The organism is Chitinibacter sp. S2-10 (assembly GCF_046530675.1).
Taxonomy (GTDB): Bacteria; Pseudomonadota; Gammaproteobacteria; order Burkholderiales; family Chitinibacteraceae; genus Chitinibacter.
On sequence record NZ_CP172558.1, the window covers coordinates 2,358,447 to 2,370,230 of the forward strand.

Consider the following 11,784-nt stretch of genomic DNA (forward strand, 5'->3'; position numbering starts at 1 on the left):
GAATTTTTGGTTTAGCAATACACACGGGGTGTATTGCCGGAGACCTCAATGCAAGCAAGATTTTCAAAGCTATACCTGCTGGTTTTATCGACCGCTCCCTTGTCCATCCCATTTTATGCCCACGCCGAAGTCACCCAGCTCGATGAAATCGTCGTGACAGCCTCACGCCTTGCCCAGCCGGTGCGCGAAGTGGTCGGCGATGTCACGCTGATCAGCAGCAAAGAGATCGCCGGATCGGCTGATCTGCTCGAAGTGCTCTCGCGCCAGCCCGGTATTCAGATCAACCAGGCCGGTGGCGCAGGCAAGCCGAGCGCGGTATTTATGCGTGGCAATAGCAATCGTCATACGCTGGTGCTCGTTGACGGCATGCGGCTGGGGTCGGCGACGCTCGGTATTGCGGCGCTCCAGAATATTCCGCTCAGCCAGATCGACCGGATCGAGATTTTGCGCGGGCCAGCTGCCAGCCTGTATGGCAGTGACGCCATCGGTGGCGTGATCCAGATTTTTACCCGCCAAGGGCAGGCAGGCTCTGGGGCTCAGTTCAATCCATCGGCCGAGCTGGGTATCGGCACGCAAAACAGCGTGTCAGCCAGCGCCGGCTTCACGGGAACTACTGGCGGTGATGCCGAAACCCGCTACGCCTTCAATCTGGCGCATGAGCGTACCGATGGCATCAATGCGATTGTCAATCAGACCAATCCGGCTTTTTATGCCGATAAGGATGGTTACACCAATACCAGTCTGAGCGCGTCGCTCAGCCATCGTATTGCCGCGGGTCACGAGCTGGGCGGCAGTGTGCTCGCCGCATGGGGCGACAATCAGTTCGACGGTTATCTATATGACAGTTTTTATAATCCGGTCGCGCAAAGTTACGATTATCACAATGAAAGCCTGAACGGCAGCGCCAACGTTTGGCTGAAAAACCAGTTTGCCCAGCATTGGCAGAGCAAGATCTTGCTCGGTAGCAGTATTGATCAGGACAAAACATTCAATCCGGTCAGCGCCAGTGATTACCGTGACGACGTGCAGAAAATCAAAACCAAGCAAAATATGCTCAACTGGCAGAATGATATTGAGCTGAGCACCGGCACGCTGACGCTGGGCGCGGAAACCTTGTCGCAGCAAGTGAGCGGCTCGCAGGCTTATGCGCAGGATCATCGCCGCATCAATAGCGTACAGGCGGGTTTCCTGGCGCATTGGGATGCGGTGACGCTGCAAGTGAATGGCCGCTCTGACGACAATTCGCAATTTGGTCGCGCCAATACCGGTAATCTCGGTCTGAGCTGGCAAGCGAATAGCGAATGGCAGCTCGGCGGAACGATGGGCACTGCGTTCAAGGCACCGACGTTCAACGATCTGTACTGGCCGACTGACGCCTACGGCGGCGGCAACCCCAATCTGAAACCGGAAGACTCGAACAATAAAGAACTGTTTGTTCGCTATGCGAGCAATCAGTTGCAGCTCTCGCTGACCGGCTATTACAACAAGGTTAATAATCTGATCGAATGGTCGGAAACCAGCCCGTATTTCTATCAGCCGAGTAATGTTGGCACGGCGCTGCTCAAAGGCAGCACGCTCCAGGCCGATTGGCAGCGCGACGCCGTGCTCGCAGGGTTGAGTTACGACTATCTCGACGCGAGCGATCAATCGGGCGGACTCAACGATGGCAATCAGCTGGCGCGTCGCGCCAAGCATGCGGGTCTGGCATATCTGGGCTGGAGACAAACAGCTTGGGATGTTCGCATCGAATGGCAGGCGGTCGGCGAGCGTTATAACGATGCGGCCAACCTGAAACGCATGTCGGGCTACGCACTGGCCAATCTGGCGGCCAACTGGCAACTGGATAAAGACTGGACGCTCAAGGCGCGCTTGAACAATGTCTTTGACAGACAGTATGAAGTGGCGAAAGACTATGGCTCGCTTGGTGTGAACGGTATGCTAACGGTTAGCTGGGCGCCGAAGTAAGCAGTTTTCTGATTATGTTTCTACTTTAGAAATTGTCGTAGGGTCGACTTCAGTCGACCAATTCCGGTCAATCAGCTCGACTGAAGTTGACCTTACGATGATGTATTCATTGACCGTTTGAAGAAAAGACGTGATCGGAATTTTTGATATGGGTATTTCTTTGTAGCCCTTGATGGATATGGTCTGCATTGAAATACCCGTGTGGTTGCAATGCAAATAGAATACTGGGGTGAAAATGACCGAAACCAGCCAACAGACGCGTGAACAGCGCCACGCCGAGCGGATGGCGCGCAAAAAAGCCATTGTCGACGCGCACATTGCCGAGGCCAATCTTGATACCGGCGTGATGATTTTGCTGACCGGCAATGGTAAGGGCAAATCGTCGTCAGCGTTTGGCATGGTCGCGCGCGCAATCGGCCACGGCATGAAAGTCGGCGTCGTGCAATTTATCAAAAACCGTACCGACACCGGCGAAGAAGCTTTTCTCGGCCGGCACTGCGAATGGCATGTGATGGGCGATGGCTTCACTTGGGATACGCAAAACTTTGCCGCCGACCAGGCCAAATCCGAAACCGCCTGGGCGATGGCCGCCAAAATGCTGAGCGATCCGAGCTACGATCTGGTCGTGCTCGACGAGCTGACTTATTGTCTGTCTTACGGCTATCTCGATAAAGCGACCGTCATTCATGACATTGAATCACGCCCGTCTATGCAACACGTCGTCGTCACCGGCCGCGCCGCCGTGGCCGAGTTGCGCGAGATTGCTGATACAATTTCTGAGTTACAAGATATGAAGCATGCTTATAAATCAGGAATAAAAGCCCAAAAAGGGTTGGAGTGGTAATGTATGAGCAAACCAAATCAGAAGTTTGAATTTAAATTTGAACCAGAGAACGAACATCAAAAAATTGCAGTATTAATTGATGCGGATAATGCTCAGGCAAAATTAATCAATGCAATATTGGCTGAAGTTGGTAAATATGGTGTCGCAACGGTTAAGAGGATTTATGGCGATTTTACGCTGCCAAATTTAAATTCATGGAAAAATGTCTTATTGGATAATTCTATTTTACCAATGCAACAGTATGCTTATACGAAAGGTAAGAATGCAACTGACAGTGCGTTAATTATTGATGCAATGGATTTGCTTCATACTGGACGATTTGACGCTTTCTGTTTGGTTTCGAGTGATAGTGATTTTACCCGTCTTGCAGCTCGTATTCGCGAGTCAGGTTTAACTGTTTATGGTATTGGTCGTGATACAACGCCACAGCCATTTAAATCAGCGTGTGATAAATTTATTTCGACTGAATATTTGAAAACTGATGAGCCAGAATTGCCTGTAGAACAAAAAAATAGCGAGAAAATTTCAGAGAAGCAAACTCAGCAACCTCTAAAAAAATCTGATGTTATTGTTAAGCCAGAAATTGTTAAATTAGTCTCATCTGCAATTGAAGAAATGTCCGATGATCAAGGGTTTGCTTTGATCTCAAGACTTGGTGACTATCTTACTAAGTTGCAGCCAGATTTCGATTCTAGAAAATATGGTCACAAGAAATTAAGTAATTTAATAAAAGCATATACTGATTATTTCATGATTAGTGAACGGGAAATCAATCAGGGAAGTCCAAAAGTTATGTATGTGAAGAATAAGTCCTAATGGTGAGCTTAATTGCATAAGCAAATTAGCATTTTTCTTTGTTTACTGACTCTGAGCTGTGCATCCCATGCGAGCATTACCGTCAAAGACGACGCTGGCGCGACGATCACGCTCGCGCAGCCTGCCCGCCGCATTATCAGCCTCGCGCCGCACATTACCGAAGACCTGTTTGCGATTGGCGCTGGCAAAGCCATCGTCGGGACGATGGCGTTTAGCGATTATCCGTCTGCGGCGCAACAGATTGAGCGCATTGGCAGTTACAATGGACTCGATCTGGAGCGAATTCGTACGCTGAAACCCGATCTGATCATCGGCTGGGTCGGTGGCAACCCGCAGCGCATGCTCGATCAGGCGCGCTCGCTCGGCATTCCGCTATTTCTGAGCAAGGCCAGAAAACTGCGCGATGTACCGAGCACCATCGAGCATTTTGGCCAGTTGACAGCCAATCAGGCTGCGGCCAGCGCGGTTGCGCAGCGTTACCGCCAACAGCTTGTCAGTCTGGAGCACAGCTATGCCCGGCGCACGCCAGTGCGGGTTTTTTACCAGATCTGGGAAAAGCCGCTGATGACGATCAATGATGAGCAAATCATTGCCGATGTGCTGCGCGTCTGCGGCGGCGTCAATGTGTTCGGGGCTTTGCCCGATCTGACGCCCAGCGTTGATGTCGAGGCGGTGCTGGCGGCCAATCCCGACGTGATCATGACCAGCGGTGAGCCCGGCATCAAGGCCGACTGGCTGGCACCGTGGCAGCGCTGGCCGAATCTGAAAGCGGTGCAAAACAAGCAGCTTTATATTTTGCCCAAAGACAGCGTCAGCGTGATGGGGCCGCGGCTGGTCGACGGGGCTAAAATCGTTTGCGAAACCTTAGCCAGGGCGAGGCGGTGAGCGCGATGACGGCAATTCAAACAGCGACTCGGCCATTTACCGTCAGAAAACTGCTGCTGACGCTCGGCGCATTGCTGCTTTTGTTGCTGCTGGTGCTGCTCGCGAGTCTGTGTGTGGGCAGTACCAGTTACCGCCCGTGGCAATTGTTCGGTCCCGATGCCGAAATGGCGCGCAATGTGGTGCTTGATTTGCGCTTGCCGCGCAGTCTGGCGGCGATTGGCGTCGGCGGCTTGCTCGCGCTGGCCGGTACTTTGCAGCAAGTCTTGCTGCGTAATCCGCTCGCCGATCCCTACATCCTGGGTACTTCCGGCGGCGCCAGTGTGGGCGCGCTCTCTGCACTATTACTGGGGGTGGGTACTTTAGGCGTCAATCTGGCGGCAGGTGCGGGTGCGCTCTCGAGTATTCTGATCGTTTTTCTGCTCGCAGGCCGTGATCATTCGGCGACGCAAACCCGGCTCCTGCTGACCGGCGTTGCGTTGGCGGCTTTTTGCGGCGCTTTGTCGTCGCTGCTGCTGAGCATTGCGCCCGATGGGCTGCTACGCGGAATGATTTTCTGGCTGATGGGCGATCTGAGCGGGAGTGCATGGCCAGCCTCAATGTTTGCGCTGGCCGTGTTGCTGATTCTGCTTGCAGCGCTGTGGCCGCTGTCGCGTGAGCTAAATATCATGGGTATGGGGTCAGAAGCCGCATTTTCATTGGGTCTAAACCACAATACCCTGCGCTGGGTGCTGTATTTTTCTGCTGCACTGGCGAGTGCTTTTGCCGTTACGACCGCCGGAATGATCGGTTTTGTCGGCCTGATTGTCCCGCATGCGCTGCGTCTCTTGGTGGGGCAGGATTTACGGCTGCTGTTACCCGCCGCGACGCTGGCCGGTGCGCTGGTGCTGCTCTTGGCCGATATGCTAGCGCGCACCTTGATTGCGCCGCAGTCTGTACCGGTCGGCGTCGTGATGGCGTTGCTCGGCGTTCCTGTTTTTCTGTGCCTGCTTTCACGGCAAGGGGCGCGTCGATGAGCTTGCTCCAAGTTAAAAATTTGACGGCCAAAAACCTGACTCTGGCGCAGGGCGGGCGAACGCTGATTCGCGACCTCAATTTCACCGTGCAAGCGGGCGAAGCGTGGATCGTACTCGGTGAAAATGGCTGCGGTAAAAGCACGCTGTTATCAAGCTTGGCAGGCTGGTTTGCGCCCGAATCGGGTGAAGTTTTGCTGGGCGAAACGCCGATTTCGCGCGTGTCGCCCACGCTGCGTGCCAAGTCGGTGGCGTGGCAAACGCAGCAGGACGAATGCCCGTTTCCATTGAGTGTGCTCGAAAAAGTGCTGACTGGCCGCCATCCGCATTTGGGTCGCTGGCAATGGGAGAGCGAGGTCGATATCGCGCTGGCGCAGCAGCAGTTGGCGCGGCTGGATTTGCATGACTTTGCTGCGCGCGATCTGGCCAGCCTGTCCGGCGGCGAGCGCCGCCGCGTGAGTCTGGCGACCGCGCTGACGCAGCAAGCGCCGCTGATGCTGCTCGACGAACCGCTCTCGCAACTCGACCTGCGCCATCAGCAACAAGCGCTGCAGGTTTTGCGCGAAGAACAGGCTCTTGGGCGCAGCATCGTCGTCGTCAGCCACGACCCCAACCACGCCGCGCAATTTGCAACGCATGCTTTACTCTTGTTTGGTGATGGGCAATGGCAGGCAGGGGTATTGGCTGATGTGCTAAATGCAGATTATCTTTCAAGGCTATACCACCATCCAGTATCAAAAATCGATCAAGATGGGAAAAGCTGGTTTGTTCCGGCGGGGTGATGGGAAAAAAATGTAGGGCGGGTTAGCCGAAGGCGTAACCTGCCAAAATGGTTGAGGATCAACCGCAAGTTTCGCGCGGGTCACGACTGACCCTACAAAAATTTGGAATTAACTGCATTTTTATTTTTTGAATATTATGGCGACAAAATTTCTTTACGGGCAGAAAAAATATTTGCTACCGATTGTTGATGGCGATAAATTTTTCCGGTTTAGCGATATTTCTCATTATTCTCGTCTAGAGAATGAAAATATGAGAGATGATGAAATGAGAAAGGAATTTGAGCTGGATAAGGAATTATTTTCACTTGAAATAAATGGCCGCAAAATCAATCCGGAATCTATGTCAATAAATCCTGTATTTTCATTCCCTGTTCAGCATTGTTATTGTTTGTGCCTTTCTCATAAAGAAAATGATCTAGAATTGTATGACAAATTCCGCGCAGATATATGCCTTGAGATCGATGTTGGTATTCTGCGTACAGTGCTTGAAGGGATTTTTTCGCATGCCCTAAATGGAATGGAAGTTGATCCACGTGCGGTATCGTATTATGAACCTACAGCTAATCTGGATCAGTTGTCAGCTAAAGATTTTGTTTTTTATAAGCCAAAGAAATTTGAGCATGAAGCAGAATTTAGAGTCGCTCTTTTTTATCCAGTCGAAAAAGGTGGCTTCAAACGGGATGATGGGGCTGTCATTCCATTTAGATCGGATGGTGAATCAAATCACTTGGAGTTTGGGTGGCGTTCAGATGAGTATAAATTTCCGCAGTGCGTTGTGAATGTCTACGAGAGGCCTTTTTAAGTGAAAAATGATATGAAAATATAAAAGCCGTCTCACGACGGCTTTTATATTATTGGGCAGCTTCCATCTTCGGGCTGCGCCCCATCAATTCAGCGATGATGTCGCTGACAGCGACATTTTCAAACAGAACCTGGCAGACCGAGCGCGTGATCGGCATTTCGATGCCGAGCTCGTTGGCTTGGCGTAATACTTCGCGCGCGGTTGGCACGCCTTCGGCGACGTGGCCGAGGTTTTTTAGTACGCCGTCGAGATCCAGCCCTTGTGCGAGCAAGAGGCCGACGCGTCGATTGCGTGATAAATCGCCGGTGGCGGTGAGCATCAAATCGCCAATGCCAGCCAGACCCATCATCGTTTCCGGTTTGCCGCCGAGCGCGGTGCAAAAACGCGCCATTTCGGCCAGACCGCGTGTCAACAGCGCTGCGCGCGCGTTCAGGCCGAGATTAAGCCCGTCGGCGACGCCAGCGGCAATCGCGATGACGTTTTTGACCGCAGCGCCGATTTCGACGCCGACCAGATCATCCGACGCGTACAGGCGCAGAATATTGGTATTCAGATCGTTGACCACTTGCTGCGCGAAAGCGGCGTCGTTGGATGCGATGGTGACCGCTGCGGGCAAGCCTTTGGCAACTTCCTGCGCAAAACTCGGGCCCGACAGCATACCGCGTGCGATGTGCGCCGGCATTTCCTGCTCGGCAACCTGATGCGGCAGCAGCATGGTGCCGGCTTCGAGGCCTTTGCACGCCCACAGTACCGGCGCGGTATTACCCAGTTCACGCAAAGCTTTAAGCGTGCTGCGCAGGCCGGACATCGGCGTGACGATCAAGATGAGTTGTGCATCGTTGATCGCGTCGCGCAGCGAGGCAGTAACAACGAGCTGGTCGGGAAAGGGCGAGTCGGGCAGGTAGCGGGTGTTGCAGCGGTCTTGCTGCATTTGTGCGACCTGTTCGGGTTCGCGTGACCAGAGCGTGACTGATTGGCGGTCGGCGAAGCGGATCGCCAGGGCAGTGCCCCAGGCACCAGCTCCTAATACAGCAAGTTTCAAGGAACACTCTCCTGTCGGGGTTTAAGCGCCCCAGACATCTTCAATGCGGATAAAACCGGTTTCGCCGTCGCGATGGCGGATTTTAAGCCAGCCGTTGCGATTGTCCTGCAGCAATTCAACGAGCACATTGCGATCAATTTTGAATAGCAGTGCTGCAGTGGCTTTGGCTTCTTTACGTACTTCAGCCAGACGGTTGGCTTGTAGATAGCGCGTCGTACTGGCGTCGGCCTTGGCGAGCCAGGCCAGCGTTCCGTCCCTATCACGCACACGCAACCAGTTGCCTTGCTCGGAAAGCACTTCGAGCGGCACATTGGCGCTGAGAATAAAGCGCTTGGTGCTGGTTTCGGCTGGCGCTTCGTACAGCACCACACCATTGCGGGCGGTTGAGCGATAGTCGATGGCAAAAGCACTACTGGCCAGAGCCAGTAGTGCTGCGATGACGAGCGGCTTAGTGAGTGGTTTGCGCATTGGCGTCTTGTGTTGCTGCAGCAGCTGCGGCTTGCTGACGTTGTTGCAGGTAGATGGCTTCGAAGTTGATCGGTTGCAGGATCAGCGGTGGGAAGCCGGCGCGTGTAGTCAGATCAGATACGGCTTCGCGCAAGTACGGGAACAAAATGCTTGGGCAGCCGATGCCGAGCAGTGGATCGAGTTCCTGCTCAGGAATATTCTGGATCTGGAACAGGCCGGCTTGGGTGACTTCGACCAGGAACATTGTGCGATCTTCGGATTTAGCCGTTGCAGTTACGGTCAGGCTGGCTTCGTAAAAACCGTTGTCAAAGCTGCGCGCCTGATTGCGGAATTGGATATTGAATTCTGGCTGAGCTTCTTCCATGAATGAGTTCGGTGCTGTTGGTGACTCAAGAGAAATATCGGTCACATACAGTTTTTGAACGGCAAATACAGGTTGTTTTGATTCTTCTTGGCTTGCTGCTTGGTTTACTTCACTCATGGTTCATTCCTTGTGAGTCGGTTGAGTTGTTCGATATTGCTTTGGCTTTATGAATCACCGCGGCGAAATCATCGCACAAAATAACGGGCAATGACTATCGGGTGGCGTGGATAGTGGTAAAGGCTGCTTTAACTGTGAGTTATTTCGCCATTAAGTAGGGGAATTAATTTTCCGGCGCGATCCAAGGCGGCCAAGTCGTCAAAGCCGCCAACGTGAAAATCATCAATATAGATCTGCGGCACAGTGCGCCGTTGGGTACGTTCCATCATGATGTCACGCTGGGCAGGATCAAGATCAATACGGATTTTCTCGATCGCAGTCACGCCGCGTTGCGTCAGCAATCGTTCGGCTCGGTCACAGTAAGGGCAGTAGCCAGTGCTGTACATCAGTACTTTGGGCAAAATGCGGCTCCATTTAAGAAGTCCCTTTGACTCAGGGATTAAGATTGGCGATGCAATATAAGTTGGGGGTGCATGATTGATTATGCAAGGGTAAAAATTCCAGATGATTTTTGTGATTAAAATCAATAAGGTAAGGTTTATCTTTGTTTTTGTCGGTGGCTTGGTGTTGACGGGTCTGGGGCCGGTGGGTATAGTTCGGCCTCTCTGCTGATGACGCAACGAAACGAAGTGTGTTTCTTGGTTGTTCAGCCCGATCTTTAACAATCTACAGCCGATGAGTGTGAGCCCTTGATTCGTAAGTCAAATCAAGTGCTTGCACTCAATTGAAAAGAAAATTGAAAGACGAACTCTTTAGAGTTTATCTCGCAGTTTCTTTGAGTATTGAAGTACAAGCCAAGTAGTAAAAATAGCATAGCGATTAAACGAAAGAGTTTGATCCTGGCTCAGATTGAACGCTGGCGGCATGCTTTACACATGCAAGTCGAACGGCAGCACGGACTTCGGTCTGGTGGCGAGTGGCGAACGGGTGAGTAATACATCGGAACGTACCCAGTAATGGGGGATAACTATCCGAAAGGATAGCTAATACCGCATACGCCCTACGGGGGAAAGAGGGGGATCGCAAGACCTCTTGTTATTGGAGCGGCCGATGGCTGATTAGCTAGTTGGTGAGGTAAAGGCTCACCAAGGCGACGATCAGTAGCGGGTCTTAGAGGACGATCCGCCACACTGGAACTGAGACACGGTCCAGACTCCTACGGGAGGCAGCAGTGGGGAATCTTGGACAATGGGCGCAAGCCTGATCCAGCAATGCCGCGTGCGTGAAGAAGGCCTTCGGGTTGTAAAGCGCTTTTGTCTGGGAGCAAATCCTTGTGGCTAATACCCACCGGGGATGAGAGTACCAGAAGAATAAGGACCGGCTAACTACGTGCCAGCAGCCGCGGTAATACGTAGGGTCCAAGCGTTAATCGGAATTACTGGGCGTAAAGCGTGCGCAGGTGGTTTGTTAAGCGCGATGTGAAATCCCCGAGCTCAACTTGGGAATTGCATTGCGAACTGGCTAACTAGAGTACGGCAGAGGGGGGTGGAATTCCACGTGTAGCAGTGAAATGCGTAGAGATGTGGAGGAACACCGATGGCGAAGGCAACCCCCTGGGCTGATACTGACACTCATGCACGAAAGCGTGGGGAGCAAACAGGATTAGATACCCTGGTAGTCCACGCCCTAAACGATGTCAACTAGTTGTTGGGCTTTTCGGAGCTTAGTAACGCAGCTAACGCGTGAAGTTGACCGCCTGGGGAGTACGGTCGCAAGACTAAAACTCAAAGGAATTGACGGGGGCCCGCACAAGCGGTGGATGATGTGGATTAATTCGATGCAACGCGAAAAACCTTACCTGGTCTTGACATGTACGGAATCCTTGAGAGATCGAGGAGTGCCTTCGGGAGCCGTAACACAGGTGCTGCATGGCTGTCGTCAGCTCGTGTCGTGAGATGTTGGGTTAAGTCCCGCAACGAGCGCAACCCTTGCCATTAGTTGCCAGCATTCAGTTGGGCACTTTAATGGGACTGCCGGTGACAAACCGGAGGAAGGTGGGGATGACGTCAAGTCCTCATGGCCCTTATGACCAGGGCTTCACACGTCATACAATGGTCGGTACAGAGGGTCGCTAACCCGCGAGGGGGTGCCAATCTCACAAAACCGATCGTAGTCCGGATTGCACTCTGCAACTCGAGTGCATGAAGTCGGAATCGCTAGTAATCGCGGATCAGCATGTCGCGGTGAATACGTTCCCGGGCCTTGTACACACCGCCCGTCACACCATGGGAGTGGGTTTCACCAGAAGTAGGTAGGCTAACCGCAAGGAGGCCGCTTACCACGGTGGGATTCATGACTGGGGTGAAGTCGTAACAAGGTAGCCGTAGGGGAACCTGCGGCTGGATCACCTCCTTTCAAGAGCAAGACCTGCGGGTCAAGGACTCACACTCATCGGCTGTAAATTTGAAGATACAGAGACGACTTCATTCATAAATGAAAGAAGTTGTTGAGTTGGAAGCTGGGTCAGTAGCTCAGTCGGTTAGAGCACCGTGTTGATAACGCGGGGGTCATAGGTTCGATTCCTATCTGACCCACCATTGACGAGTCAATGGAAACAGCTTAGTCATGCCAGATTGGGGGATTAGCTCAGTTGGGAGAGCACCTGCTTTGCAAGCAGGGGGTCGTCGGTTCGATCCCGTCATCCTCCACCACGCCTTGCGGCGAGCACTGTGCAAGCGGTGGCGCAGCA

11 protein-coding genes, 2 tRNA genes and 1 rRNA gene are annotated in these 11,784 nt (G+C 52.7%); 10 read left to right on the plus strand and 4 right to left on the minus strand.

The window, feature by feature from the left end; genetic code table 11:
* Window positions 1-48 precede the first annotated feature (48 nt).
* From ACG2XO_RS11075 to ACG2XO_RS11105, 7 genes are all read left to right on the plus strand, one after another.
* On the plus strand, window positions 49-1,965 hold the full coding sequence (locus ACG2XO_RS11075) for a TonB-dependent receptor domain-containing protein (RefSeq protein ID WP_410498047.1): 1,917 nt from the start codon (window positions 49-51) through the stop codon (window positions 1,963-1,965).
* A gap of 235 nt (window positions 1,966-2,200) precedes the next feature.
* Window positions 2,201-2,809 carry a cob(I)yrinic acid a,c-diamide adenosyltransferase gene (gene cobO, locus ACG2XO_RS11080; RefSeq protein WP_410498048.1) on the plus strand — a complete coding sequence of 203 codons (609 nt, stop codon included), beginning with the start codon at window positions 2,201-2,203 and terminating at the stop codon, window positions 2,807-2,809.
* Between the two features lie 3 nt (window positions 2,810-2,812).
* Window positions 2,813-3,625 (plus strand): NYN domain-containing protein, encoded by an 813-nt coding sequence (locus ACG2XO_RS11085; RefSeq protein WP_410498049.1) that lies wholly within the window; start codon window positions 2,813-2,815, stop codon window positions 3,623-3,625.
* Window positions 3,626-3,637: 12 nt separating this feature from the next.
* Window positions 3,638-4,510, plus strand: coding sequence for a cobalamin-binding protein (locus ACG2XO_RS11090; protein WP_410498050.1), 873 nt, complete (start codon window positions 3,638-3,640; stop codon window positions 4,508-4,510).
* A gap of 5 nt (window positions 4,511-4,515) precedes the next feature.
* Window positions 4,516-5,523, plus strand: coding sequence for a FecCD family ABC transporter permease (locus ACG2XO_RS11095; RefSeq protein ID WP_410498051.1), 1,008 nt, complete (start codon window positions 4,516-4,518; stop codon window positions 5,521-5,523).
* The gene (locus ACG2XO_RS11100) at window positions 5,520-6,302 is read left to right on the plus strand and encodes an ABC transporter ATP-binding protein (RefSeq protein ID WP_410498052.1); all 783 of its coding nucleotides are present in this window, start codon (window positions 5,520-5,522) and stop codon (window positions 6,300-6,302) included. The genes ACG2XO_RS11095 and ACG2XO_RS11100 overlap by 4 nt, the downstream gene beginning before the upstream one ends.
* Before the next feature lie 136 nt (window positions 6,303-6,438).
* Window positions 6,439-7,104: a hypothetical protein gene (locus ACG2XO_RS11105; RefSeq protein ID WP_410498053.1), complete on the plus strand. Its 666-nt coding sequence runs from the start codon at window positions 6,439-6,441 to the stop codon at window positions 7,102-7,104.
* Window positions 7,105-7,153: 49 nt separating this feature from the next.
* Here the strand turns inward: ACG2XO_RS11105 and ACG2XO_RS11110 are convergent, their stop codons facing one another.
* The 4 genes from ACG2XO_RS11110 to grxC form a co-directional block, all read right to left on the minus strand.
* Complete coding sequence (locus ACG2XO_RS11110; RefSeq protein ID WP_410498054.1) at window positions 7,154-8,146, minus strand: NAD(P)H-dependent glycerol-3-phosphate dehydrogenase; 993 nt, start codon at window positions 8,144-8,146, stop codon at window positions 7,154-7,156.
* Window positions 8,147-8,167: 21 nt separating this feature from the next.
* Window positions 8,168-8,614 carry an SH3 domain-containing protein gene (locus ACG2XO_RS11115; protein ID WP_410498055.1) on the minus strand — a complete coding sequence of 149 codons (447 nt, stop codon included), beginning with the start codon at window positions 8,612-8,614 and terminating at the stop codon, window positions 8,168-8,170.
* Entirely contained in the window at window positions 8,595-9,095 is a 501-nt protein-coding gene (secB, locus tag ACG2XO_RS11120) for a protein-export chaperone SecB (protein WP_410498056.1), read from the minus strand. Before secB ends, ACG2XO_RS11115 begins: the two co-directional genes overlap by 20 nt.
* A 128-nt stretch (window positions 9,096-9,223) precedes the next feature.
* Window positions 9,224-9,496 (minus strand): glutaredoxin 3, encoded by a 273-nt coding sequence (gene grxC / locus ACG2XO_RS11125; protein WP_410498057.1) that lies wholly within the window; start codon window positions 9,494-9,496, stop codon window positions 9,224-9,226.
* Window positions 9,497-9,916: 420 nt separating this feature from the next.
* Here grxC and ACG2XO_RS11130 point away from each other — a divergent pair.
* From ACG2XO_RS11130 to ACG2XO_RS11140, 3 genes are all read left to right on the plus strand, one after another.
* Window positions 9,917-11,450 (plus strand): 16S ribosomal RNA (locus ACG2XO_RS11130).
* Between the two features lie 105 nt (window positions 11,451-11,555).
* A tRNA-Ile gene (locus ACG2XO_RS11135) sits at window positions 11,556-11,632 on the plus strand.
* A 38-nt stretch (window positions 11,633-11,670) separates the two neighbouring features.
* Window positions 11,671-11,746: transfer RNA gene (locus ACG2XO_RS11140), tRNA-Ala, on the plus strand.
* Window positions 11,747-11,784 lie beyond the last annotated feature (38 nt).

Excerpts from the sequence above, each read along its gene's own strand:
- ACG2XO_RS11075 (WP_410498047.1), top strand. The coding sequence starts at position 49 with ATGCAAGCAAGATTTTCAAAGCTATACCTGCTGGTTTTATCGACCGCT.
- cobO (WP_410498048.1), top strand. The coding sequence starts at position 2,201 with ATGACCGAAACCAGCCAACAGACGCGTGAACAGCGCCACGCCGAGCGG.
- ACG2XO_RS11085 (WP_410498049.1), top strand. The coding sequence starts at position 2,813 with ATGAGCAAACCAAATCAGAAGTTTGAATTTAAATTTGAACCAGAGAAC.
- ACG2XO_RS11095 (WP_410498051.1), top strand. The coding sequence starts at position 4,516 with ATGACGGCAATTCAAACAGCGACTCGGCCATTTACCGTCAGAAAACTG.
- ACG2XO_RS11100 (WP_410498052.1), top strand. The coding sequence starts at position 5,520 with ATGAGCTTGCTCCAAGTTAAAAATTTGACGGCCAAAAACCTGACTCTG.
- ACG2XO_RS11105 (WP_410498053.1), top strand. The coding sequence starts at position 6,439 with ATGGCGACAAAATTTCTTTACGGGCAGAAAAAATATTTGCTACCGATT.
- ACG2XO_RS11115 (WP_410498055.1), bottom strand. The coding sequence starts at position 8,614 with ATGCGCAAACCACTCACTAAGCCGCTCGTCATCGCAGCACTACTGGCT.
- secB (WP_410498056.1), bottom strand. The coding sequence starts at position 9,095 with ATGAGTGAAGTAAACCAAGCAGCAAGCCAAGAAGAATCAAAACAACCT.